This window comes from Couchioplanes azureus, from assembly GCF_014648355.1.
In the GTDB taxonomy this organism is placed as follows: domain Bacteria; phylum Actinomycetota; class Actinomycetes; order Mycobacteriales; family Micromonosporaceae; genus Actinoplanes; species Actinoplanes azureus.
On the sequence record NZ_BMQY01000003.1, the window covers coordinates 656,999 to 680,794 of the forward strand.

The 23,796-nt window shown below is 72.6% G+C and carries 19 protein-coding genes; 8 read left to right on the forward strand and 11 right to left on the reverse strand.

Going from position 1 to position 23,796, the window contains the following annotated elements; genetic code table 11:
- The first annotated feature begins 36 nt into the window (after positions 1-36).
- Positions 37-906: a carbohydrate kinase family protein gene (locus tag IEY99_RS14250; RefSeq protein ID WP_189203627.1), complete on the forward strand. Its 870-nt coding sequence runs from the start codon at positions 37-39 to the stop codon at positions 904-906.
- Positions 907-989: 83 nt separating this feature from the next.
- Here the strand turns inward: IEY99_RS14250 and IEY99_RS14255 are convergent, their stop codons facing one another.
- Positions 990-1,340: a DUF3099 domain-containing protein gene (locus IEY99_RS14255; RefSeq protein ID WP_189203224.1), complete on the reverse strand. Its 351-nt coding sequence runs from the start codon at positions 1,338-1,340 to the stop codon at positions 990-992.
- Between the two features lie 86 nt (positions 1,341-1,426).
- Between IEY99_RS14255 and IEY99_RS14260 the strand changes: the two genes are divergently transcribed.
- Complete coding sequence (locus tag IEY99_RS14260) at positions 1,427-3,811, forward strand: putative bifunctional diguanylate cyclase/phosphodiesterase (RefSeq protein WP_189203226.1); 2,385 nt, start codon at positions 1,427-1,429, stop codon at positions 3,809-3,811.
- Here IEY99_RS14260 and IEY99_RS14265 read toward each other — a convergent pair.
- Positions 3,765-4,343 carry an HhH-GPD-type base excision DNA repair protein gene (locus tag IEY99_RS14265; protein ID WP_189203228.1) on the reverse strand — a complete coding sequence of 193 codons (579 nt, stop codon included), beginning with the start codon at positions 4,341-4,343 and terminating at the stop codon, positions 3,765-3,767. The two genes, IEY99_RS14260 and IEY99_RS14265, sit on opposite strands and share 47 nt — an antisense overlap.
- A gap of 72 nt (positions 4,344-4,415) precedes the next feature.
- On the opposite strand from IEY99_RS14265, the gene IEY99_RS14270 reads away from it, so the two are divergent.
- Entirely contained in the window at positions 4,416-5,144 is a 729-nt protein-coding gene (locus tag IEY99_RS14270) for a GntR family transcriptional regulator (protein WP_189203230.1), read from the forward strand.
- Positions 5,141-5,845, forward strand: a complete 705-nt coding sequence (gene deoC, locus IEY99_RS14275; RefSeq protein WP_189203232.1) for a deoxyribose-phosphate aldolase — start codon at positions 5,141-5,143, stop codon at positions 5,843-5,845. The genes IEY99_RS14270 and deoC overlap by 4 nt, the downstream gene beginning before the upstream one ends.
- On the opposite strand, the gene IEY99_RS14280 is transcribed toward deoC, so the two are convergent.
- A complete protein-coding gene (locus IEY99_RS14280; RefSeq protein ID WP_189203234.1) occupies positions 5,839-9,090 on the reverse strand; it encodes an NACHT domain-containing protein in 3,252 nt (1,083 codons plus the stop codon). The two genes, deoC and IEY99_RS14280, sit on opposite strands and share 7 nt — an antisense overlap.
- A gap of 56 nt (positions 9,091-9,146) precedes the next feature.
- Here IEY99_RS14280 and dtd point away from each other — a divergent pair, with 56 nt between their 5' ends.
- Positions 9,147-9,569, forward strand: a complete 423-nt coding sequence (dtd, locus tag IEY99_RS14285; protein WP_189203236.1) for a D-aminoacyl-tRNA deacylase — start codon at positions 9,147-9,149, stop codon at positions 9,567-9,569.
- Here dtd and IEY99_RS14290 read toward each other — a convergent pair.
- A complete protein-coding gene (locus IEY99_RS14290; RefSeq protein ID WP_189203238.1) occupies positions 9,566-10,351 on the reverse strand; it encodes a sporulation protein in 786 nt (261 codons plus the stop codon). The two genes, dtd and IEY99_RS14290, sit on opposite strands and share 4 nt — an antisense overlap.
- 278 nt (positions 10,352-10,629) lie before the next feature.
- Here IEY99_RS14290 and sigB point away from each other — a divergent pair, with 278 nt between their 5' ends.
- Positions 10,630-11,619: an RNA polymerase sigma factor SigB gene (sigB, locus tag IEY99_RS14295; protein WP_189203629.1), complete on the forward strand. Its 990-nt coding sequence runs from the start codon at positions 10,630-10,632 to the stop codon at positions 11,617-11,619.
- A gap of 418 nt (positions 11,620-12,037) precedes the next feature.
- Here the strand turns inward: sigB and IEY99_RS14300 are convergent, their stop codons facing one another.
- Both IEY99_RS14300 and IEY99_RS14305 read right to left on the reverse strand, forming a co-directional pair.
- A complete protein-coding gene (locus IEY99_RS14300; RefSeq protein WP_229798649.1) occupies positions 12,038-14,599 on the reverse strand; it encodes a bifunctional acetate--CoA ligase family protein/GNAT family N-acetyltransferase in 2,562 nt (853 codons plus the stop codon).
- 133 nt (positions 14,600-14,732) lie between these two features.
- Positions 14,733-15,917, reverse strand: a complete 1,185-nt coding sequence (locus IEY99_RS14305; protein WP_189203240.1) for an acetoin utilization protein AcuC — start codon at positions 15,915-15,917, stop codon at positions 14,733-14,735.
- A 402-nt stretch (positions 15,918-16,319) separates the two neighbouring features.
- Between IEY99_RS14305 and IEY99_RS14310 the strand changes: the two genes are divergently transcribed.
- Positions 16,320-17,018, forward strand: a complete 699-nt coding sequence (locus IEY99_RS14310; protein ID WP_189203242.1) for an iron-dependent transcriptional repressor DtxR — start codon at positions 16,320-16,322, stop codon at positions 17,016-17,018.
- Between the two features lie 436 nt (positions 17,019-17,454).
- Here IEY99_RS14310 and IEY99_RS14315 read toward each other — a convergent pair whose 3' ends face one another.
- The 3 genes from IEY99_RS14315 to IEY99_RS14325 form a co-directional block, all read right to left on the reverse strand.
- Positions 17,455-18,009 (reverse strand): hypothetical protein, encoded by a 555-nt coding sequence (locus IEY99_RS14315; RefSeq protein WP_189203244.1) that lies wholly within the window; start codon positions 18,007-18,009, stop codon positions 17,455-17,457.
- A 62-nt stretch (positions 18,010-18,071) separates the two neighbouring features.
- Positions 18,072-18,305, reverse strand: a complete 234-nt coding sequence (locus IEY99_RS14320; RefSeq protein ID WP_189203246.1) for a DUF5522 domain-containing protein — start codon at positions 18,303-18,305, stop codon at positions 18,072-18,074.
- A 151-nt stretch (positions 18,306-18,456) separates the two neighbouring features.
- Positions 18,457-18,600 carry a hypothetical protein gene (locus IEY99_RS14325; protein WP_189203248.1) on the reverse strand — a complete coding sequence of 48 codons (144 nt, stop codon included), beginning with the start codon at positions 18,598-18,600 and terminating at the stop codon, positions 18,457-18,459.
- A 27-nt stretch (positions 18,601-18,627) separates the two neighbouring features.
- Here IEY99_RS14325 and IEY99_RS14330 point away from each other — a divergent pair, with 27 nt between their 5' ends.
- The gene (locus IEY99_RS14330; protein ID WP_189203250.1) at positions 18,628-19,536 is read left to right on the forward strand and encodes an alpha/beta fold hydrolase; all 909 of its coding nucleotides are present in this window, start codon (positions 18,628-18,630) and stop codon (positions 19,534-19,536) included.
- Here the strand turns inward: IEY99_RS14330 and IEY99_RS14335 are convergent.
- Together IEY99_RS14335 and IEY99_RS14340 are read right to left on the reverse strand one after the other, a co-directional pair.
- A complete protein-coding gene (locus IEY99_RS14335) occupies positions 19,511-20,707 on the reverse strand; it encodes an MFS transporter (protein ID WP_189203252.1) in 1,197 nt (398 codons plus the stop codon). The genes IEY99_RS14330 and IEY99_RS14335 overlap by 26 nt on opposite strands.
- A gap of 80 nt (positions 20,708-20,787) precedes the next feature.
- Complete coding sequence (locus IEY99_RS14340; RefSeq protein ID WP_189203260.1) at positions 20,788-23,694, reverse strand: vitamin B12-dependent ribonucleotide reductase; 2,907 nt, start codon at positions 23,692-23,694, stop codon at positions 20,788-20,790.
- Positions 23,695-23,796: the final 102 nt, after the last annotated feature.

Genomic DNA, 23,796 nt, shown 5'->3' on the forward strand with positions numbered 1-23,796 from the left:
GCCCCGGGCCCCGACGCGGCCGCCGCCCCGGCAGGCGTGATCGTCGTCGGTGATCTGGTCACGGACGTGCTGGTGGTGCGGGCCGGGCCGCTGGCCACCGGGTCGGACACCGACGCCCGGATCCGGGTCGGCGGGGGTGGGCAGGCGGCGAACACGGCCGCCTGGCTCGCCCACGCCGGCGCCTCGGTGACCCTGGTGGCGGCGGTGGGCGACGACGCCGGCGGACGGGAGCGGGTGGCCGAGCTGGCCGAGGCCGGGGTGCGCTGCGACGTGCGGCGCCACCCGGGCGCGGCGACCGGCAGCGTCGTCGTGCTCAGCACCTCCGACGAGCGGACGATGATCACCGACCGCGGCGCGGCGCTGCTGCTGGCGCCGGACGACGTCACGGCCGCGGTCGAGACCGCACCGGACGCCGGGCACCTGCACCTGTCGGGGTATCCGCTGCTGCACCCCGGATCCCGGGCGGGCGGGCTGGCGGCGCTCGCCGCGGCCCGCTCGCGCGGGCTGACGACCAGCGTCGACGCGGCCTCGGCGGCGCCGCTGCGGCGCTCGGGCGACTTCCTGGAGCTGGTACGCGGAATCGACCTGCTGCTCTGCAACGCGGACGAGGCGGAGGTCCTCGCCGGTCCGGGCGGGCCGGAGCGGCAGGCGGCGGTGCTCACCTCGGCCGCCCGCAACGTGGTCGTCAAGCGCGGGGGCGACGGTGCCGTCTGGGCGACTCGTGACGGGGTGTTGCGGTCGGTGGCGGGTGTCCGCGTACCGTCGCTCGATCCGACCGGCGCGGGTGACGCCTTCGCGGCGGGCCTGCTGCGGGCCTGGTGTTCCGGCGCGGATCCGCAGGCCGCGCTGGCGGCCGGCGCCGCACTCGGGGCCGCGGCCGTGCAGCGGATCGGCGCACGCCCTTGAGGCGGAATTGAGTTCCTCCGGAGAACCGGGCGGCCGGCCCGAGGCATGCTCTCAGCGTGAGAGCACGCATGTCGCCCACGCGCTCAGGGCTCGGCGTCGATGGTGCGGTGCGGGGCCGGCTCGTCCGGCTGCTGCGTGACGGCGCGCGGGTGCGGCCGGGGCTGCGGCGCGGGCGGGTGCGTCTTGCTCTTGGGCGGGCGGTCGTTGGCGATCAGGACCGCCGCCCAGGGCAGGAAGACCATGCCGGCCGCGCAGAGGATCAGCCAGAGCGGGAGCAGCGGAGGCTGGGCGCTGATGAGCACGGCCCCGAGGATCAGACACCCGGCACGAATGCCCATCATCGTGACATAACGGATCTGTCGGCTACGGAGTTGATCTTCTTGGCTGCGGGCGGCGTCGGTGATCAGCACCGGCCGCTCCGGCTGCTTCTTCACCGGCCCATCCTCGCACTGTCTCCGGTCCGCATACCACCGGACGCCGGTCGTTCAAGTACGGCGCGCAACGGCCGATCAAGTACAGCGTGCTGACGAGTACGCCCGTCCTCAAGCGGCGCCGGTGGTCCGGCGTCGCCATCGTGGTCGTGGTCGCGCTCACCGGGATCGCCGCGTCCTGGGGTGCCGCGCAGGGCGCCCGCGACACCGAGCAGCGCTACGCCGCGCAGCTCATGGACCGTTACACCAGCGACCTCAACCGGGCCATCTCCAACGAGATCCAGCGGTACGGCGACACCCTCCTCGACGTGGCGATCGCGCTCGGCGCCCAGAACGACCTCAACGCCGAGCACTTCACCTGGATCACCTCCAAGGTCAGCACCCGCCGCCTGCCCGGCGCGACGTCGCTCTCCTTCGTGGTCTCCTCCCAGGACACCGGCGTCGCGATGCTGGAGCAGTACTGGCGCGGCAAGGGCGCGCCGGACCTGCGGTTCAAGCCGGTGGGCACCGGCATCGAGCACACCTTCGTCGTGTTCACCAAGTCGTTCGACGGCCGGCCGGTCTCCACGGGCTGGGACCTCAACAGCACCCCCGAGGCCGACGAGACCCTGGACGAGGCCCGGATCGTCGGCGGGCTCGCGGTCAGCCGGGCGTACGTGTTCCCGGCCGACCGCGGCCTGCCCCTCGCCGAGCAGCAGCAGTCGTTCACGCTCGCGGTGCCGGTGTACTTCAAGAACGGCCCCATCCGCGGGTGGCTGAGCCTGGGCGTGCACGGCGGCGACCTGCTCAACGAGACGCTGCGGGCACAGGCCCACGGCGCGGTGACCGCCGAGCTGGCCGACCCGGCCAGCACGAGCGACCGGGTGGTCGCCCAGGCGACCGCCGAGCTGGCGCGTCCCTCGGCGACCCTGAGCCGCACCGCCTTCATCCCCGCCGGCCTGCGGATGTGGAAGCTGGAGGTGCACCCGACCGAGCGGCTGCTCGCGGAGACCGACCGCGGCATCGTCGGCTCGGCGTGGGCCCTCGGCCTCACCATCACCCTGCTGCTGACGGCGCTGGTCGGCATCCTGACCGGCGCCCGCAACCGGGCGATGAGCAAGGTCGACGCGGCCACCGCCGCGCTGCGCCGCGACATCGAGCGCCGCCAGCAGGTGGAGACGAAGCTGCGGCAGCGCGAGAACGAGCTGCAGCGGTTGGCGCTGCACGACCCGCTGACCGGGCTCGCCAACCGGGCCGGCCTCGAGGACCGGCTCGCCCGCACGGTGGGCGACCGCGAGGACGTGGCGCTGCTGCTCATCGACCTCGACGACTTCAAGCTGGTCAACGACGCGTACGGGCACGCCGCCGGCGACACGATGCTGACCGGCTTCGCCGAGATCCTGAGCTCCTCGGTGCGCGCCGAGGACGTGGCGGCGCGCATCGGCGGCGACGAGTTCGTCGTCCTGCTCACCGACGTGACCGACGCCGACTCGGCGCTGGCCGCCGCCCACCGCATCCTCGGCGCCGCGGCGGCCTCGCCGGTGTGCTTCGGCAACGACACCGTGCCGGTGCGCGCCAGCGTCGGCGTGGCCACGACCCGCGCCGGCGACACGCCGAAGGACCTGCTGCGCCGCGCGGACATTGCGATGTACCAGGCCAAGAACCTGGGTACGCACGGCGTCCAGCTCTACGACCCGTCGATGACCGACGGCCGCGCGGCCGACGCCCAGCTCGGCGAGGACCTCACCGGCGCCCTGGAGCGCGGCGAGCTGACCGTGCTCTACCAGCCGCTCGTGGACCTCTCCGACAGCCGCCCGGTCGGCGTCGAGGCGCTGGTCCGCTGGCAGCACCCGGAGCTCGGGGTGGTGTCCCCGGCCCGGTTCATCCCGATCGCCGAGCGCAACGGCACGATCAACACCCTGGGGCTCTGGGTCCTGCGGGAGGCGTGCGCCCAGGTCGTCTCGTGGGGCGGCGACACGTACGTCAGCGTCAACCTGTCCCCCCGCCAGCTGCACGAACCGACGCTGGTCCACGACGTGCTCGCCGTGCTGCAGCTCACCGGCCTGGAACCGGGCCGCCTGGTCCTCGAGATCACCGAGTCGGCGCTGGTCGACGACGTCGCGGGCATCACCATGCTGGCCGAGTTCCGCGCCCACGGCATCCGGGTCGCCATCGACGACTTCGGCACGGGCTATTCCTCGCTGCACTACCTCACCCGGCTGCCGGTCGACATCCTCAAGATCGACCGCAGCTTCGTGGCCGAGCTCAACGGCACGCCGGAGGGCGCCGGCATCACCGAGGCGATCCTGCGGCTGAGCCACGCGCTGCACCTGACCACGGTGGCCGAGGGCATCGAGACCACCGAGCAGGCCACCGAGCTGCAGCTGCTGGGCTGCGGCATCGGCCAGGGCTACCTGTTCGCCGAGCCGCTGCCGCCCGCGCAGATGCTCAGCCTGCTCGCGCGCTCTTCGCAGCCGCCTTCATCTCTTTCTTGAAGGCTCGCACCCGCGCCAGCGACTCCCCGTCGACGATGTCGGCCACCGAGCGGTACGAGCCCTCCTCGCCGTACGCGCCGGCAGCCTCCCGCCAGCCGGGCGGCCGGACGCCGTACTGCTTGCCGAGCAACGCGACGAAGATCTGCGACTTCTGCTTGCCGAAGCCGGGCAGCGCCGCGACCCGCCTGAGCAGCTCCTTGCCGTCGACGGCGTCCCGCCACAGGTGGGCCGCGTCGCCGTCGTAGCCGTCGACGAGCGCCCGGCAGACCTCCTGCACCCGTGCGGCCATCGCCTTGGGAAACCGGTGCAGCGCCGGCGGCTCGGCGAAGATCGCGATCAGCGCATCGGGGTCGAAGGCGGCCAGCTCCTCGGCGGTGGGCGCGTGGCCGAGCCGCTGCGCCAGCACGTACGGCGAGCTGAACGCCTTCTCCAACGGGATCTGCTGGTCCAGCACCATGCCGACGAGCAGCGCCAGCGGGTCGGTGGAGAGCAGCTTGTTGGCCTCGGCGTCGATGGGCAGCGAGAGCGTCATGGGCCACATCCTATGGACAACCCCCGGGCCGGTGAGGCAACCTCTAGGTTGTCTAGATGACCTGGAGGACCAATGGCGAAGACGCCGCTCTATGTGCGGATCGAGCGGGCCCTGCGCACCCGTCTCGCCGGGGCCAGTCCAGGCGACCTGGTGCCGGCCGAGTCCGCGCTCGCCGAGGAGTTCGGCGTGGCGCGGATGACCGTGCGCGCCGCGCTCAACGCGCTGGAGGCCGACGGTCTCATCGAGCGGGTGCAGGGCCGGGGCACCTTCGTGCGCCAGCGTCCCGCTCCACGCGCCGCCGCCACCCTGATGAGCTTCCACGACCAGGTGCTCAGCTGGGGCCGGCGCCCGTCGTCGCGGGTGGTCGAGGCCGAGCTGCGGCCGGCCCGCGCCGAGGAGGCCGCGGCGCTGCAGCTCACCGCCGCCGCGCCGCGGGTGATCTCGATCGTCCGGGTCCGGCTCGCCGACGACGTCCCGATGGCGATCGAGTACGCGAGCTTCCCGCCGCACCTGACCGCCTTGCTCGACGTCGACCTCGAGACCGGCTCGCTGCACCGGGCCCTGCACGAGTTCGGGCTGCGGCCCACCCTGGGCTCGTCCACGCTCAGCGCCCAGCTCGCCGGCCCCGACGGCGGCCACCTCCAGGTCGCCGCCACCGAGCCCCTGCTGGTCGAGAGCCGCGTCATCGTCGACCAGTTCTCGCAGCCCCTCGAACACTCGGTGAGCCGCTACGTCGGCAGCCGCTACTCGCTGCACGTCACGTTCGACGTGCAGCCGCCCCGGACAGGAGACACCCGATGAACGTCGCCAAGATGATCGACCACGCGCTGCTGCGTCCCGAGCTGACCCCCGAGGACGTCCGGCAGGGCTGCGCCGTCGCCGCCCGCTACGGCACCGCCTCGGTGTGCGTGCGCCCCGCCGACGTGGCGCTGGCCAAGGCCGCGCTGCACGGCACCGGCGTGCTGGTCGGCACGGTGGTGGGCTTCCCGCACGGCAGCACCCCCACCGCGGTGAAGGTGGCGGAGACCCACGCCGTGGTCGAGGCGGGCGCGGACGAGATCGACGTGGTGCTCGCCATCGGCATGCTGCGCGGCGGCGAGCACGCCGCCGTGCGCGCCGACCTCGCCGCGGTGGTGGCCGCCGCCCAGGGCCGGGTGGTCAAGGTGATCCTCGAGACGGCGTACCTGACCGACGAGGAGAAGGTGCACGCCTGCCGCCTCGCCGAGAGCGCGGGCGCCCACTTCGTGAAGACCAGCACCGGCTTCGCGCCGGGCGGCGCGACCCTCGACGACATCCGGTTGATGCGCGCGGCCGTGTCACCCGCCGTCGAGGTCAAGGCCTCGGGCGGCGTCCGTACGCTGGAAGCCCTGCTCGCCCTCTACGAGGCGGGCGCGACCCGCTTCGGCACCACCGCGACCGAGGCCATCGTCGCCGAGCAGGAGGCCCTCGCCCGCGGCGAACGCCCGGCCGTCGCCGCCCCGGCCACCGCCGGCGACTACTGATCCACGGCCTGCGCCACGCGGGCGGCCAGCGCGCGGTCCGCCGCGAGCACCTGCCGGGCCTGCGGGTCGGCCAGCGCCACGGACACGCCGCGCACCAGGTACGCCCGCAGGCGCGAGGCCGTCCGCGGGGGCAGGCAGCCCCGCAGCTCGTGCAGGGCCGCGAGGACGCGGAGCTGGTCCACCGCGGTCAGCTGGAGCCGCAGCAGGTTCATCTCGTCGACGAGCTCGGGCACGCCCTCCCCGCCGGGTATCCGGGCGGCGGCGAGGCACTCCAGGACCTCCGGCACCACCCGCCGGAAGTAGCTGCTGCGCACGTACGCCCCGAGCCAGCGCAGCACGTCGGCGACCGGAAGCCGGGCGGCGTCGCGGGTCAGCATGCCGAGCAGCAGCCGGGCGGCCCGGCCGAAGTGCAGCTGCGAGGCCGCCTGCTCCGGTCCCCCGCTGAGCAGGGCGTCCACCGCGCGGGCGTAGCCGGCGGCGAGGGTGGCGGCGTCGGCGCTCGCCGCGCCGACCCAGACCCGCACCAGCGCGTGCGCCACGGACTCGGCGTCCTCCTTGCCCATGGCCACCACGGTGGTGACCGCGTCCGGCATCCACCGGGCGAGCGGTTCGGCGGCCCACCGGACCAGGTCGGCCGCGGTGTCGGCGGTCAGATGCAGGCGGTTGGCGACCCGGTCGTACGGCACCGTGCCCCAGGTGCCGGGCGTGCCGGCCGTCGCGCCGGCGGTGCTCCAGCGCAGGTCCACCGCCGGGAAGCGGCGCTCCGCGGTGGGGTCCAGGACGAGGTCGCGGCGGTCGCCGTCCCAGCCGCGGATGACCGTCAGCGTGGCGACGAGCTCGTTCCAGATGCCGGACGGGACCGCCGCCTCCCACTGCAGGGCGGCGCCGCGCAGCCACGCCGCCGGGTCGCCCGCGTACAGGAAGAGCTCGGAGGCGCGCAGCGGCTCACCGCAGGCGAGCGCGAGCAGGGTGAGGTTCAGCGAGTACGTCGCCATCAGGTGGTCCACCCGCTTGTCGACCGGGCGGTATTCCTGGGCCGGATGCGCCGGCCGGGTCAGCGCGACGCGCAGCGTGTCGACCAGCCACCCGCGGATCATGCCCCGGTCCTCGCCGGCGAGCATCGACGTGACGAACGGCAGCACCGTCGCGCGGGCGGCCAGCGGCGCGTATCCCAGCAGCGTCCGCACCAGGCCCTCGTCCCGCGGACCGCCCAGGGGCAGCCGCGCCACGGCCGCGCGCGCCGCCGTGTCCCGCAGCGCCCGGACGGTGAGCCGGGCCACCAGGAACTCCCCGAAGGTGGCGTGCAGGAACTCGTACGTCTGCAGCGTGCGATCGTCCTGCGTGGCCCGGGACCGCTGGATGAAGAAGAAGCGCCCGATCAGCTCCTCCCCCGCGGTCAGCGGCCGGTGGAACGCCTCGGTGCCGGGCCGCACCGCCGCGAGGCCGAGGGCGGCCAGGTCGGCGTCGAGCTCCCGCTCGGTGACCGACTGGCGCAGCCGGTTGAACATCGCGAACGCGACCACCGACAGGCGGACCAGCTCCTCCTCGACCAGGCCCGGCACCGCCGCCTCGGGCTCGCGCGGGTGCAGCCGGCGCACCTCGCGCTCGGCGAAGCTGCTGAGTAACCGCTCGTACAGCTCCGCGGTCTCGAGCGAGGCCTCGCTCTGCAGCGCGTGCGTGGCGGCGTCGTAGAGCGCGAGCATCAGCAACAGCAACGGCTGCTCGCAGAAGTCCGGGAAGCGCGCGAGCACCTCGGCCGGCAGCGGCCGGTGCTCCGGGCGCCCGGCGTTGGCCCGGTTCCAGGTCGCCAGCCAGGCGGCGACCTGGGCCTCGTCGAAACCCTCCAGGCGCACGGCGAGCGTGCCGCCCGGCAGCCGGGCCCGGTCGGCCACCGCCAGGCGGCTGGTGACCACGACCGCCACCGGCCGGCCGAGGACGGCCTCGCGTTGCTGGAACGCCGCCACCCGCTGCAGGTAGTCGGACTGGTGGATGCCGGTCGCCTGGATCAGCTCGTCGAACCCGTCGAGCAGGATCACCGGCAGCGCGCCGGCCGCGGCGCGGGTCAGCTCGGGCCAGGAGACGCTCTCCCCCACGGCCGCGCGTACGGCCAGCTCGACCTGGTCCTGGACGGCCGCCTCGGCCGGCACGTCGCGCAGCACCACCCGCACGACGAGGAAGTCCGCGGCGGGCAGCCGCGCCGCCAGCACCCGGGTCAGCGCCGACTTGCCCGCCCCCGGCTGGCCGAGCAGCACCAGCGGCGCCTCGAAGGCCTGCGGCGTGGTCAGATGGCCGGCGAGGAAGGCGGCGAGGTCCGCACGGGTCTCCCCGGTCCACCACGACTCCTCCGCCAGGCTGGAGTTCGGCGACGCGAGCCGGGCCCGGAACCGCGGATCGAGGTACGCCTCCCCCAGCGACGGGACCCGGACCTCCCCGGTGTCGCCGCGCAGCACGGGCAGCTCCAGGTCGGCGCGGTACGCCGCCGCGAGCGCGGCCCGCCAGCCCTCGGCCCGACGTCCGGAACCCGTCCGTTCCAGCAGCTCGCGCAGCTCGCCCAGGCTGTGGCCGATGGCCTGGCGCTCGGCGCGCGCCACCCAGAAACCGAATTCCGGCACGTCCACGGCCAGGCGCAGGCTGATCTCCTCGTAGCGGCGGACCGCCAGGCCGGGAAGCCGGGCGCCGATCAGGTCGCCGGCGGCGCGCCGCTCCCGCTCGCTCGCCCGCTCCCAGACCGCCAGGCCCTCGAGGAAGCCGCGCAGCCGGGCGCTCGCGGCCGCGTAGAACTCGGCCAGCTCCGCGGCCAGGCCCCGGTGCGGCCGCGCCGCCGACGGGACCGGGAGCTCCGCGGTGACCAGCGACTCCAGCCAGTCCCCGTCGACCCTGGTGCCGGTGGAGAGCAGGATCTGCTCGTCGCGGGTCAGGGCCGCCGCGCCGATCCCGGCCTGCGCCACCACCTGGTCGAACGCCTCGAAGTAGGCGGCCAGCACCAGCACGCCGTGTGCGGCCTGGAGGCGGCTGCTGCGGTCGTGGCGGGGGAGTCCCCGTACGGAATCATGCAGCTTGCCGGCCACGACGTGGCCGAGGCGGACGATCTCGGTCTTGGCGTCGAAGAGCGACAGAGCCGCCGCCGAGCCGCCCGCGGTGGCCACCGCCAGCACCCCGCCGAGGAGGTCGTCGACCGCCTTGGCGGCGGGCCCCGCCCCGTCGAGGATCTTGACGGCATCGACGTAACGCAATCCGCGGGCCATCCGTCCATGATGTCCGGTACGCGGATCGCCGCCAAGAGCCGGTACGCTCGGCGCCGATGAGGGCACTGATACAGACCGTCAGCCGGGCGAGCGTGACCGTGGCCGACGAGGTCGTCGGGAAGATCGAGGACGGCCTGCTCGTCCTGCTCGGCGTCACGCACACCGACACCGCGGAGACCGCCGCGACCATGGCCCGCAAGGTCCACGAGCTGCGCATCCTCGACGACGAGCGCTCGGCGGCCGAGGCCGGCGCGCCGCTGCTGGTGGTCAGCCAGTTCACCCTCTACGGCGACGCGCGCAAGGGCCGGCGGCCGAGCTGGTCGGCGGCCTCACCTGCGGAGGCCGCCGAGCCGCTGGTCACCGCCGTCGTCGAGGCGCTGCGCGAGCGCGGGGCTACCGTCGAGACGGGCCGGTTCCGGGCCCACATGCTCGTCGAGAGCGTGAACGTGGGCCCGCGAACCGTCCTGCTGGAGATCTAGAAAAGACCGCGGCGCTGGGCGGACTGCTGCAGCCAGCCGTTGAGCTGCGCGGTCCAGTCGACCTGGTCGACCGTGTGGTAGTCGACGTCGAAGCGGCCGAACGCGTCGTGGCCCTCGGTGAACAGCCCGCCCCGCTTGTCGATCTCCAGCACCACCTGGAGCTGGTGCGGCGTCGGGATGAACGTGACCTCGAGCTGGTTGATGCCGTGCGCGAACTGCGCCGGCGGGTAGAACTCGATCTCCTGGTAGAACGGCAGCGTCTGCTGCACGCCGTAGACCCGACCGCTCTCCACGTCGGCCCGGCTGAAGCGGAAGCCCAGCCGCAGGAAGGCGTCGAGGATCCGCTCCTGGGCCGGCAGCGGGTGCACGGCCACGGCGTCCAGGTCGCCCTTGTCGACCGCCCGGGCCACCTCGAGCTCCGTACGCAGACCCATGGTCATGCCGTGCAGGTGCTGCCCGTACACCTCCGTGATCGGGGTCTCCCACGGCACGTCGAAGCGGAACGGGATGTCGTAGCGCGCGCCCGCGTCGAGCTTGAAGGAGCCGGTGAGACGCTGGCGGTGGAACTCCTGATCGGTGTTGTACTCGCTGTCGCCGCTCTCCACCTCGACCCGGGTCATGAGTCCGACAGCCACGTACTCGATGTCGACGGCGTGGTCGCCGCCCATCACGTGCACCTGGCCCTCGAGGTAGCCGCCGGGGCGGCAGTTGGGGTTGGCGAGCACCGTCTCCACGGACGGCCCGCCCACGCCCATCGCCTGCATCAACTTTTTGAAAACCACCGAACCTCCTCGTACGACCCGTGCCCTCCTGGCAGATTACCGGTCCTCGACCACGCATTCGGAATTGAGCCGCGTTCGGTAAATGTCACACCAATCCGGGCGCCTGTCGGCTTGCCGACCTCATGGTTCTCCCCGATTCATGCCACCCGCACGCTTGCCTTACCTCGGCTTAACGCCCCCCGGTCCACACTTCTGATCACCGGCACGAATGCGGCTGGGAACGCACGACATCGGTTGAGCGGGGAGGGGACTGAAAGGTGGTCCTGCAGATGAAGGCGATGGAGTCCACGGTGGTTGCCGCCGAGAACATCATGACTGACGGTGTCGAGGCCCTGGCCGATCTGGACGCCACCGACGAGCGCGGCGTCTCCGCGGACCTCGTCCGGGCGTACCTCAACGGCATCGGCCGCACCCGCCTGCTCACCGCGGTCGAGGAAGTCACCCTCTCCAAGCGCATCGAGGCCGGCCTCTACGCCGAGGAGAAGCTCCCCGAGGCGGGCGAGGACCTGGCCCCGCTCCTCGAGATCATCGTCGCCGAGGGCCGCGCCGCGAAGAACCACCTGCTCGAGGCCAACCTGCGCCTCGTCGTCAGCATCGCGAAGCGCTACACCGGCCGCGGCATGGCGTTCCTGGACCTCATCCAGGAGGGCAACCTCGGCCTGATCCGCGCGGTCGAGAAGTTCGACTACACCAAGGGCTACAAGTTCTCCACGTACGCCACCTGGTGGATCCGCCAGGCCATCACCCGCGCCATGGCCGACCAGGCCCGTACCATCCGCATCCCGGTGCACATGGTCGAGCAGGTCAACCGCATGGTCCGGGCCCGGCGCGACCTCGCCGCCCAGCTCGGCCGCGAGCCCGCCGTGGCCGAGATCGCCAAGGCCCTGGGCGTGCCCGAGTTCCAGGTCATCGAGCTCATCTCGTACGACCGCGAGCCGGTCAGCCTGGACCAGGCGGTGGGCGAGGACGGCGAGAGCGCCCTCGGCGACTTCGTCGCGGCGGTCGACCCGAACGCCGAGCCGGGCGGCACCATCACCCAGGGCGAGCTGCGCAACGAGGTCGAGATCGTCCTGGCGACGCTGTCGGAGCGCGAGTCCGCGGTGATCCGCCTCCGCTTCGGCCTGGACGACGGGCGTCAGCGCACGCTCGACGAGGTGGGACGCGAGTTCGGGCTGAGCCGTGAGCGGATCCGCCAGATCGAGAAGGTCACGATGTCGAAGCTGCGGGACCCGCAGCGGGCGTCGCGCCTGGAGGCGTACGCCAGCTGAGTTTCACGGGGGTTCACGGGGTCACGGGGGATCACGGGGGTTTTACGGGGGAAGGCCGGTCGCGGTATGCGGCCGGTCTTTCTCGTCCGGGTGTTTCTTGCCGGGTACCTGTGTCGGTACTTCGCTTGCAGGGGTGTTCGTCTGCGCTTCGCATGCACGCGCCTCGTCCGTGGTCCGTCTGCATGGCGCCTTCTCCGCGCCCCGTTGGCGTGCCGTCTGCCCGGCGCCTTGGTCCGCGTCCCGCCTACCCGGCGCCTTCGTCCGCGTCCCGCCTACCCGGCGCCTTCGTCCGCGTCCCGCCTACCCGGCGCCTTCGTCCGCGTCCCGCCTACCCGGCGCCTTCGTCCGCGTCCCGCCTACCCGGTCCTGTGCCGGGCCCCTCGGTGATGGGCCGCTCGTTGGACGCTGGGTGCCGGCGTCAGGCGGTGTGCAGGCGGCGGGGGCCGGTGTCCGGGCGGGTGCCGGCCTCGCCGATCTCCACCGAGGCGTGCAGGACCGTGTATCCGTCCGGGCGGGCCAGCACCGGTTTCAAGGACAGCGCCCGGACGCGCGGGTGCTCGTCCGCGAGGCGGCCGACGCGGAGCAGCAGGTCGGCCAGCGCGTCCCGGTCGACCGGCTCGGAACCGCGGTAGCCGTGCAGCAGCGGCGCCGCCCGCGGCTCGTCGACCAGCGCCTCGGCGGCCCGGTCGGTGAGCGGGGCCGCCCGCCAGGCCAGGTCGCCGAGGAGCTCGCTGGCCACGCCGCTCAGGCCGAAGCCGATCACCGGGCCGAAGGCGGGATCCTCGACCACCTCGATCGTGCACGCCACCCCGGGGGCCACCATGGACTGCACGAGCACCTGCGGGCCGAACGCCGCGGACAGCTCCTGGTAGGCGGCGACCACGTCACCCTCGTCGGCCAGGGCGAGCCGGACGGCGCCGAGGTCGATGCGGTGGCGCAACGAGCGCCCGGCCGCCTTCACCGCCACCGGGTAGCCGAGGGCCCTCGCCGCGGCGACGGCCTCGTCGAGCGTGGCCGCCGAGACGGACGGCTGCATCGAGATCCCGTACGCCGCGAGCAGCTCCGGCAGCGGCCCGTCGATCTCGGCCGCCGCGGGATCCACCCCGGAGAGCACCGGCAGGACGCCCGGTGGCCGGCGCAGCCAGTCGGCGTACGACGCCACCCGGCCGAGGGCGCGCACCGCCTCCTCCACGGACGGATACGCGGGCACCCGGGCGGGCAGCCGCCCGAGCAGGAACGTCGCCACGGTGGGCTTCTCCCCCGCCAGGGCGACGCTGCCGAGGGCGGCGGCGAAGTCGGCGTCCTCGTCGGAGAGCTGCCCCGGCAGCGGCGGCGCGAAGACCACCACGAGCGCGTCGACCCGGTCGTCGACGGCCGCGTCGGCGAGGGCGTCCGCGAAGTCGTGCGCGCCGGCCTGCGGGCCGATGTCATGCGGATAGCCGTCGGCCACGGTGAGCCCGTTGGCCCGGCACGCGGCCACCGCCAGGCCCGACAGCGCCGACGAGTTGCCCACCACGGCGACCCGGCGCCCGGTCGGCAGCGGCTGGTGTGCGAGCAGGACACCCACGTCGAACAGCTCCGCGACCGTGTCGACGCGGATGACGCCGGAGCGGGCGAACAGCGCGGTGACCGCCTTGGTGTCCGGACCGGGAAGATCTCCGGCCAGCCCCGGCGGGCGGCTCGCGGACGCCACCGCGACCACGGGCTTGGTCCGGCTCATCCGCCGCGCCAGCCGGGCGAACTTGCGCGGATTGCCGAACGTCTCGAGATAGAGCAGCACGACATCGGTGCCGGGGTCGTCCTGCCAGTACTGCAACAGGTCGTTGCCGGAGACGTCGGCGCGGTTGCCCGCCGACACGAAACTCGACAGGCCCAGCCCGCGACGGTCGGCCTCGGCCAGCAGCGCCACCCCGAGCGCTCCCGACTGGCTGAAGAAGCCCACCCGGCCCGCCGCCGGCAGGAGCGGCGCCAGCGTCGCGTTCAGCCGTACCGAAGGGTCGGTGTTGGCGATGCCCAGGCAGTTGGGACCCACGACCCGCAGGCCCGCCGCGCGTGCCGTGTCGACCAGGGCCCGCTGCGCCTGCGCCCCCTCCGGCCCGGTCTCGGCGAAGCCGGCGGAGATGACCACCAGGCCGCCTGCCCCGGCCGCGGCCGCGTCGGCCACCGCCGCCGCAACCCCGTCCGGGGGTACGGCAATGAGCGCGAGGTCGACATCGGCACCGGCGTCGGCGGCCGACCGGTACGCGGGCAGCCCCGCGACCCGGAGGGCACGCCGGTGCACGGGCACGACGGTGCCGGTGTATCCGCCGTCGCGGAGGTGGGCGAGCAGGGCCGCACCGATGCCCTGCCCGCTGGCGCTCGCCCCGTACACGGCGACACCGCGCGGATGCAGCAGGCGCGCGATGGACCGCGCCTCCGTACGCTGCTCGCGGCTCTCCTGCACCTCCCGGGACTTCTCGGTGGGGGCGATGGGGAAGCTCAGGTGCACCACGCCGTCGGCGTACTGGCGCTGGACCTGGTAGCCGAAGTCGCTGAAGACGCGCAGCATGCCGCCGTTCTCGGGCAGCACCTCCGCGACGAAACGCGAGATGCCGTTCTCCTGGGCGGCGTCGGCGAGATGCTCGAGCAGCACCGACCCGATGCCCCGGCCCTGGTGCGCGTCCTCGACCACGAAAGCCACCTCGGCCTCGGGCGAGTCGGGACCGAGGCGCTCGTAGCGCCCGACGGCCATGATGCGCGCACCGGACACGATGACGAAGGCCTCGCGGTCGCGGTGGTCGACGTTGACGAAGCGGTCGAGGTCGCGCTGCGGGATGCGCGGGTAGGGCGAGAAGTAGCGCAGGTAGCGGGTGCGGTCGCTCATTCGCGAGTGGAACTCCACGATGGCGGGTGCGTCATCCGGGCGGATGGGACGCAGATGCACGGCGCTGCCGTCGGAGAGCAGCACGTCGGCTTCTCTGGTCACGGACTCTCTGCTCACCGGCTTCACCTCCCCAGTCTCCGTCTCCGATGCGATCCCGTCGCGGGTCTCTCCCGTTTGTCCCTTGCGAAGGTGGCGCTCCCGCCCCTACGGAGCCGTCACCGGTCGACCGCGCTCCAGGGCGCGGGGGCGGTCAGTCTCGGGGGTCATGGGGGTCCAGTCCGTGCAGGGGGAAGACGGCCGACCGGGTCGCCATGATGGCCTTGTCGACCGCGTCCGTCGCGGTGCCCGGCTCCCAGCGCTCGACGGGCGGAGGGTGGCCGTCTGTCAGCGTCGCCGGGACCGTGCCGCCGGGGCAGCGCTCGGCGGCGAGTTTGCGCCAGCCTGGCGGGGTCGCCGTGCCGGGGTCCAGCGGTGCGCCGGTGGCCACCGCGAGGAGGTGCGCCCAGGCCCGGGGCACGACCTCGACCAGCGCGTATCCGCCGCCGCCGGTGGCGATCCACCGGCCGCCGGTGACCTCGTCGGCCAGGGCGCGCAGGGCGATGTAGGCGGCCCGCTGACCGTCCACCGACAGGCGCAGGTCGGCGAGCGGGTCGAGCCGGTGGGCGTCCGCGCCGCACTGGGTGAACAGGACCTGCGGCTCGAACGCGCGCACGACCGACGGCACGACCGCGTGGAAGGCACGCAGCCAGCCCGCGTCGCCGGTGCCCGGTGGGAGGGCCACGTTGACCGCCGTGCCCTCGGCTCCCGGCCCTCCCGTCTCGTCGGGGAAACCCGTGCCCGGGAAGAGCGCCAGCGGCGACTCGTGCAGGCTCACCGTCAGGACGCGAGGGTCGTCGTAGAAGGCGGCCTGGACGCCGTCGCCGTGGTGGACGTCGATGTCGATGTAGGCGACGCGCTGGGCGCCGAGGTCGAGCAGGCGCGCGATCGCGACGGCGGGATCGTTGTAGACGCAGAACCCGGACGCGCGCGAGGCCATCGCATGGTGGAGCCCGCCGGAGACGTTGACGGCGCGGGTCGCCCCGCCGGACCAGACGGCCTCGGCCGCGGCGATCGTGGCGCCGCAGATGCGGGCGGACGCCTCGTGCATGCCGTCGAAGACCGGGTTGTCCGGCGTGTTGAGGCCCCAGCCCTGGAAGAAGGGATCGATCGGCGCGGCCCGCACGGCATCCAGGTAGTCGGCGCGATGCACGCGCGTCAGGGCGTCGTCGCCGGCCGGCGTGGGCACGATCATCCGGACCCCCGGGCGGTCGAGGACTCCCAGCTCGCGAGCGAGCGCGATGGTGAGCTCGACCCGGACCGGGTTGAGCGGGTGATCGCCCATGTCGTATGCGAGCAGCGCTTCGTCCCAGATCACTGCCGTCGTCCCATCCGCCATGCCGTCACTCTGCCACGCCGGCCCGACAGATTCGGATCGCAAGCCGAGGGCTGTGGATAACAACGCGCCGGGCACTCAGCGGCCGCGGCAGCCAGCGAGGCGCAAGAGGCCAACGAAACGCAGCAGATCAACGGCAGGACACAGGAGGCCAACAACGGGACGCAGCAGATCAACGGCAGGAAGCAGCAGGTCAGCGGCGAGACGCGACGGAGATACGGCGGGGCCGGGTGGACGGCGAGCCGAGGACGGCGAGAGCGGGATGGGCCGGGTTGACCGCGGTGGAGGCGATTTGTCGGGTCCAGACATCTTCGAGTGCCGTCCGGTAAGGTCTCCACACGCACCTCGTCGGCACGAAGTCAACCCCCGGCTGCGAGGTAATATCGCTGCTGGGAGGGCCGCACTGTGAATGATCTCGTCGACACCACCGAGATGTACCTGCGCACGATCCTCGAGCTCGAGGAAGAGGGCGTGCCGCCACTGCGCGCGCGCATCGCGGAACGCCTGCACCAGAGCGGCCCCACGGTCAGCCAGACGGTTGCGCGGATGGAGCGCGACGGCCTGCTCACCGTCGAGAACGACCGCCATCTCCTCCTGACCGAGCAGGGTCGCGTCGCCGCGGTCGCGGTCATGCGCAAGCACCGGCTCGCCGAGCTGCTGCTCGTCAACGTCATCGGCATGCCCTACGAGGAGGCCCACGAGGAGGCCTGCCGCTGGGAGCACGTGATGAGCGACGCCGTGGAGAAGAAGGTCTACGAGCTGCTCAACCGGCCGACACGCTCGCCCTACGGCAATCCGATCCCGGGCCTCGAAGTCCTCGGCTCCCCGTCGGAGGAGCTGCTGGACAGCAGCGCCGCGACGGTGAACGCGGGCGAACGCAACCTTGCCTTCCCGGGGCTCAGCGGCAGTGTGGTGGTACGCCGGATCTGCGAGAGCGTCCAGACGAACGCCGGCGTGCTGCGCCAGTTGCACGCCGCGGGCATCGACCCGGGCGCGACCGTGACGGTCGCCCAGGAGCGTGACGGGGTCACGATCGACCGGTCGGGTGACAAGATCCGGCTACCGCGCGAGGTCGCGTCCCGGGTGTTCGTCGACGCCCACTGAGCGGTCCCCGCGCAGGCCGGCGTGCCCCGGCAGAGCCGCCAGGATCAGGCATGTTGAGCCCGGCGGAGTACGGCACACCCAGGCAGACGGCGCCCCGCGCAGGTGGAATGCGCCGCCGCAGGAAGGAATAGGGCCGCGGGAGGAACCCGCGGAGCGCCAAGCTCGTAGGACAGGGCCGCGACGACGACGCCGCCGGACGAACCAACGGAGCGCCAAGTCAGGGACAAGCTCGACGCGGCAAGACTCCGAGGCAGGTTCGCAGCGGCATGGTTCCGAGACAGCCTGCGGCATGGTTCCGAGACAGCCTGCGGCATGGTTCGCAGAGGGTCCGGAGCGGCACGGCCCGGTACACGTCAGGCGGGAGGCGTCGCGGTTACGCAGAGCATCCGCCGCTTGGGCAGGCTGCCGGGCGGCGGTCGTGCCAATCGGTGGGCGGTCAGCCGTTGGTGGTGTTCAGCGCCTTGGCCAGCGACAACAGCCTGGGCTGCATCCGCTCGACGTCCTTCGCGGGGGCGCCCTTCGCGAAGGTGAACCGCAGCGTCTGGAGCTGTTCCGCCTCGCTCAGCCAGCCGAACTCGATCGTCGGGCCGTGACCGCCGGACGCCTTCGTCACCAGGCGGTAGCCCGCCTTGCCGAGCCCCTTCACCTTCGTCGACTTCGCGGGCATCATCTCGTCGAGGAACAGGTCGGCGTCCGCTTTGGTGCTTTCCACCACGGAGAGCACCAGATACGGCCCTTCGGCCGACGTGGTCTGGACCACGCAGGTCGAGGTCTCGTCGACCTGGTCCGAGGCCGCGACGGAGAAGGCGACGCCGATGGTCTTCTGGATGAACGGGTAGTCCCAGAGGATGCAGGCCCCGCCCGCCGATGCCGCCGGTTGTTCCGCGATCCGGACGGGAGGAAGCGGCGTCGTGCCGGGTTGCTCCTTCGAGCAGCCCGCCGGCGCGAGCAGCGCCACCGCGGCGCCGAGGGCGATGAGACGCTTGCGCACCTGGTCCTCCCGAATATTTCGGGCACACCGTACTGGTCTCCGGGGGCCGGCGGAAGGCCGGGTCAGACACCATTTGTGTACGGACAGTGACGGCATCCGCGTCCGCAGCACGTGCCGCGTTTGGCCAGGAAGCCGGCGGTGAGCACGAAGAGCCCGGTCTCCGGATCCGGGTAGCCCGCCTGGCCGGCTTCGAGGGCCGCGGCGTGGGCGGCGAGGATCTCCGCCCGGCGGGGATGGCCGGGTGCGAGGCGGGACGGGTGCGGCTCGGTCAGGGGGCGCGGGGCCGGTTCGTCCACCGCTCGACCCTAGATGGCAGGCTCCCCTCGGCGGGGCGGAGGGCGGGAGACCGGGAGGCATGCTCCTTGACAGCCCTTGTCTCGCAGATGACACGATTTGACCCGCCGAGGACGGCATGAGCATCGAAAACGGCAGGAGCCGCCGCGGACATCACGAGCTGCAGGAAAAGCACCAGGGCCAGGACGACACGAGGGCCGGAAACAGCAGGAGCGCCAGGAACAGCACGAGCGCCGGAAACAGCACGAGGACCACGAACAGCACGAGCGCCGGAAACAGCGTCGGCGCCGAGGACATACGGCGTCGAGCGCCAGGGAGACGATGATGATCAATGACCGACTGGTCGACGCCGGGGAGCTTCCGATCGCCGTGCGGGATTTCGGCGGGGACCGGCCTCCGCTTCTGCTGTTGCACGGGGCCGGCGGCAATCTTGCGATGCTCACCACGCTGGCCCGGGCGCTGCGGCCCCGGAACCGGGTGATCACCATGGACCTGCGGGGGCACGGGCGCTCCGGCGACGGCCCGTGGTCGTGGGATGCGGCGCTCGGTGACGTCGCCGCGGTGACCGTACAGCTGGAATTGGATCGTCCTGCTGTGGCCGGGCATTCCCTCGGCGGGATGCTGGCCGTTCTCTGGGGGCAGCGGCATCCGGAGTCGCCGGGTGTGGTGAATTTGGACGGTAATCCGCCGCCCACGCGGGTCGAGCAGCTGCCGGGCCTGGAGCCGGAGAAGGCGTCGGCCGAGCTGGCGCGGTTGGATGCCGCCTTCGATGCGGCGCAGGCGCAGCTCGGGCGCACGATCACGGCGACCGAGCTGCCGGATCTGGTGGAGCGGCAGCAGATGGCGGCCCGGGACATGGGCGCCAACGAGAAACTGTGGATCGAGGGCTTCCGGCGCAACCTCGTGCACAAGGACGGGGAGACCACGATGCGGCCGACGGTGGAGACGTCGGGCTCGTTGCGTACGCTGATGAGCGAACTTGATCTTGGCCCGGTCTACGCCTCGACGCCCGCGCCGACACTGACGGTTCTCGCCACGCGGAACCTGCCGGAGCAGGAGCCGCTCGCCGACCTCTACGCCGCGCACCGCCGCCACCTGCTGGCACAGGCGGAGACGGCTGCGAAGGTCAATCCGCGCATGCGGCACCTGCAGCTGGCGGACGCGTCGCACGCCATGGTGATCGAGCAGCCGGAGGTGCTGGCCTCGGTCATCGGCGACTTCCTGCACCGCTGACGGAAGATCGGGCGGCGCCCGAGCCCAGCAGGCCGAGCCCGATGGCCACGGCGACCACCGACAGGGCGCGCAGCACGCCGAAACGCTCGGCGAGCAGGCCGATGAGCGGCGGTCCGGCGAGAAACGCCCCGTACCCGATCGAGCCCGCGACCGACACCCGCAGCGCCGCCCGCAGCGGGTCGTCGGCCGCGGCGCTCATCCCGATCGGGAAGCCCAGCGATGCGCCCGCGCCCCACAACAGCGCGCCGGCGAGCACGGCCGGCACGCCGATGCCGGACACGACCAGCAGCAGACCGGCGAGGGCGGTCACCGCGGTCAGCCGGAGCGTACGGACGCGGCCCCAGCGCTCGATCGCCGCGCCGCCGAAGAGCCGGCCGAGGGTCATCGCCGTCACGAAGAAGCCGAAGCCGACCGCCCCGACGGTCTCGCTCGCGCCGTAGCCGTCCACGAGGCCGATCGCCAGCCAGTCGTTGGCCGCGCCCTCGGTGAAGCCGAAGCCGAGCATGATCACGCCGATGAGCAGCGTGCGCGGCTCCCGCCAGGCGTCCCTGACCCGGCCGCCGTGCGAGCGCTCGTCGCGATCCTCGGGTACGGGAAGGAACCGGCGCACGGTCACCAGCATCAGCACCGCGGCCACGGCGGCCATGACGAACACCTGCACGGCGACCGTGACCGAAGCCGCGGCCGCCACGGCGCTCACCCCGGCGCCGGCCACCGTGCCGAGGCTGAAACCGGCATGAAAGCGGGGCATCAGCGTCCGGCCGAGCCGCCGTTCCACGTCCGCGCCCTCGACGTTCATCGCGACGTCCCAGGTGCTGTTCCCCATGCCGATGAAGATCAGCCCGGCACCCGCCGCGACCACGGAACCGGCCGCCGTGCCGACGCCCAGGCCCACCAGGCCCAGCACGACGGACATGCTGCCGAGCAGGACCGCGCGCGCCGGACCGACCCGCTGGACGACCGGCCCGGCCAGCGGGATCGCGGACACCGCCGCCCCGGACAGGCACAACAGGAGCAGGCCGAACCCCGCGGGAGAAAGGCTCAGATCATCGCGTACGGCGGGAGCCCGGGCCAGCCACCCACCGAAGGCGAGCCCGTTCGCGGCGAAGGTGACGCCGACGGCTACCTTGGCGCCCTCCAGCCGGCGGCGGTCGAGAACGTCAACGGTCATCACTCGACCGTAGTGGCGGCCGGCGTACAACGCCGGATGCCTCCCACCCTGACGCGGGTGGGAGGCATCACGTCAAGACGTCAGCTGCAGCCGGACGTCGACCCGCATCCCTCGCACACGTAGCAGCTACCGGCCGGGCGCATCTTCGTGCCGCAGGTGAAGCACAGCGGCGCGTCCGCGGACGTTCCCAGCACGATCTCGAGCAGCTCCGTCGAGGAGTGCGCCTCCTTCTCGGCCTCGGCCGGCGCCTGCGCCTCGGCAGCCGGAGCCGCCGGGGCCGGCGCGGGAGCCGCCGGGGTGGACGCGGCGCCGACCGGGGCCGACACCGGGGCGGACGCCGCCATGCCGGCCAGGTCCACGTTCGCGGCCTCGGCCGCCGCCTCGGCCGCGACCTGGGCCGCGCGCTCCTTGGCGGTGAAGATGCCGAGCTCGGCGCGGGTGTCGTAGGGCAGGAAGTCCAGCGCCAGGCGGCGGAAGATGTAGTCCATCACCGACGCGGCCATGCGGACGTCCGGGTCGTCGGTCATGCCGGCCGGCTCGAAGCGCATGTTGGTGAACTTGCTGACGTACGTCTCCAGCGGCACGCCGTACTGGAGCCCTATGGAGATCGCCACGGAGAAGGCGTCCATGACGCCCGCGAGGGTGGAGCCCTGCTTGGACATCTTGAGGAAGACCTCGCCGAGGCCGTCGTCCGGGTAGGACGACGCGGTGAGGTAGCCCTCGGCGCCGCCGACCGAGAACGACACCGTCTGCGACGGGCGCTTCTTCGGCAGCCGCTTGCGGACCGGGCGGTACTCGACGACCTTCTCCACGACCTTCTCGGCCTGCGCCTCGGTCTTCTCCTCGACCGCCTTGTTGGGCTTCGCCGCGGACAGCGGCTGGCCCACCTTGCAGTTGTCGCGGTAGATCGCCAGCGCCTTGAGGCCCAGCTTCCAGCCCTGGAAGTGGATGTGCTCGATGTCCTCGACGGTCGCCGACTCCGGCATGTTGACCGTCTTGGAGATCGCGCCGGAGATGAACGGCTGCACGGCGGCCATCATCCGGACGTGGCCCATCGGGGCGATGGACCGCTCGCCCATGGCGCAGTCGAACACCGGGTAGTGCTCCGGCTTGAGGCCCGGGGCGTCGACGACGTTGCCGTGGTCGCCGATGTGCTCGACGATCGCCTCCACCTGCTCCTCGGGGTAGCCGAGGCTGCGCAGGGCGCGCGGCACCGTCTGGTTGACGATCTGCATGGAGCCGCCGCCGACGAGCTTCTTGAACTTGACCAGGGCCAGGTCGGGCTCGATGCCGGTGGTGTCGCAGTCCATCATCAGGCCGATGGTGCCGGTCGGCGCGAGCACGGACGCCTGGGCGTTGCGCCAGCCGTTCTTCTCGCCGATCTTGATGCCGTCCTGCCACTGCCTGGTGGCTTCCTTGACCAGCGCCGTCGCGACCGGGCCGCTCGGGCGGATCTCGTCGTTGGCGGCCGCGTGCTTGCGCATGACGCGCTTGTGCGCCTCGGCGTTGCGGGCGTAGCCGTCGTACGGTCCGACGACGCCGGCGATCTCCGCGGAGCGGCGGTAGGCCGTACCGGTCATCAGCGAGGTGATGGCCGCGGCGAGCCCGCGGCCGGACTCCGAGTCGTACGGCTGGCCGGACGCCATCAGCAGCGCGCCCAGGTTCGCGTACCCGATGCCGAGCTGGCGGTAGGCCCGCGTGGTCTCGCCGATCTTCGGGGTGGGGAAGTCCGCGAACGCGATGGAGATCTCCATGGCGGTGATGACGAGCTCGACGCTCTTGACGAACTTCTGCACCTCGAAGCCGCCGTCGGCGTTGAGGAACTTCATCAGGTTGAGCGACGCCAGGTTGCAGGACGAGTCGTCCAGCGACATGTACTCCGAGCACGGGTTCGACGCGGTGATGCGGCCGGTCTCGGGGTTGGTGTGCCAGTCGTTGATGGTGTCGTCGTACTGCAGGCCGGGGTCGGCGCACTCCCACGCGGCCTTGGCGATCTCGGTGAAGAGCTTCTTGGCGTCGATGGTCTCGATGACCTCGCCGTGCAGGCGGCCGCGCAGGTCGAACGTGCCGCCCTCCTCGACCGCGCGCATGAACTCGTCGCTGACGCGGACCGAGTTGTTGGCGTTCTGGTACTGGACGGAGACGATGTCGCTGCCGCCGAGGTCCATGTCGAAGCCGGCGTCCCGCAGCGCGCGGATCTTGTCCTCTTCGCGGGCCTTGGTGGTGACGAACTCCTCGATGTCGGGGTGGTCGACGTCGAGGATGACCATCTTGGCCGCGCGCCGGGTGGCGCCACCGGACTTGATCGTCCCGGCGCTGGCGTCGGCGCCGCGCATGAAGCTGACCGGGCCGCTGGCCGTGCCGCCGGAGGAGAGCAGCTCCTTGGAGGAGCGGATCCGGGAGAGGTTCACCCCGGAGCCCGAGCCGCCCTTGAAGATCAGACCCTCTTCCTTGTACCAGTCCAGGATCGAGTCCATCGAGTCGTCCACGGACAGGATGAAACAGGCGCTGACCTGCTGCGGCGACGAGGTGCCGACGTTGAACCAGACCGGCGAGTTGAAGCTGAACACCTGGTGCAGCAGCATCCAGGTCAGCTCGTGCTCGAACACCTCGGCGTCGGCCGGGGAGGCGAAGTAGCGGTGGTCCTCGCCCGCCTTGCGGTAGGTCTTCACCACCCGGTCGATGAGCTGCTTGAGCGACCACTCGCGCTCCGGCGTGCCGACCGCACCCCGGAAGTACTTGGTGGTGACGATGTTGGCGGCGTTGACGCTCCAGAAGTCGGGGTACTCGACCCCGCGCTGCTCGAAGTTGATCGAGCCGTCCCGCCAGTTCGTCATCACGACGTCGCGGCGTTCCCACTCGACCTCGTCGTAGGGGTGGACACCCTCGGTCGTCCAGACCCGCTCGACGCGCAGCCCCCCGACCGCGGCGCCCCCGTTACCAGCGCGGCTGCGCTGCCTACCTGCTGTCATGCCGTCACCGGCCATGTGTGCTCCCCCTCGAACGATCGCGGCTTCCCCACCGCGACCCAACTTTCCCGACATCGGCACGGCCGTGGCCGCGCCATCTTTCAAGCCCTCTGGTACGCG

Excerpts from the sequence above, each read along its gene's own strand:
- IEY99_RS14340 (WP_189203260.1), bottom strand. The coding sequence starts at position 23,694 with ATGGCCGGTGACGGCATGACAGCAGGTAGGCAGCGCAGCCGCGCTGGT.
- IEY99_RS14335 (WP_189203252.1), bottom strand. The coding sequence starts at position 20,707 with ATGACCGTTGACGTTCTCGACCGCCGCCGGCTGGAGGGCGCCAAGGTA.
- IEY99_RS14280 (WP_189203234.1), bottom strand. The coding sequence starts at position 9,090 with ATGGCCCGCGGATTGCGTTACGTCGATGCCGTCAAGATCCTCGACGGG.
- deoC (WP_189203232.1), top strand. The coding sequence starts at position 5,141 with ATGAACGTCGCCAAGATGATCGACCACGCGCTGCTGCGTCCCGAGCTG.
- IEY99_RS14325 (WP_189203248.1), bottom strand. The coding sequence starts at position 18,600 with ATGTCCTCGGCGCCGACGCTGTTTCCGGCGCTCGTGCTGTTCGTGGTC.
- dtd (WP_189203236.1), top strand. The coding sequence starts at position 9,147 with ATGAGGGCACTGATACAGACCGTCAGCCGGGCGAGCGTGACCGTGGCC.
- IEY99_RS14305 (WP_189203240.1), bottom strand. The coding sequence starts at position 15,917 with ATGGCGGATGGGACGACGGCAGTGATCTGGGACGAAGCGCTGCTCGCA.
- IEY99_RS14270 (WP_189203230.1), top strand. The coding sequence starts at position 4,416 with ATGGCGAAGACGCCGCTCTATGTGCGGATCGAGCGGGCCCTGCGCACC.
- IEY99_RS14265 (WP_189203228.1), bottom strand. The coding sequence starts at position 4,343 with ATGACGCTCTCGCTGCCCATCGACGCCGAGGCCAACAAGCTGCTCTCC.
- sigB (WP_189203629.1), top strand. The coding sequence starts at position 10,630 with ATGGAGTCCACGGTGGTTGCCGCCGAGAACATCATGACTGACGGTGTC.
- IEY99_RS14330 (WP_189203250.1), top strand. The coding sequence starts at position 18,628 with ATGATCAATGACCGACTGGTCGACGCCGGGGAGCTTCCGATCGCCGTG.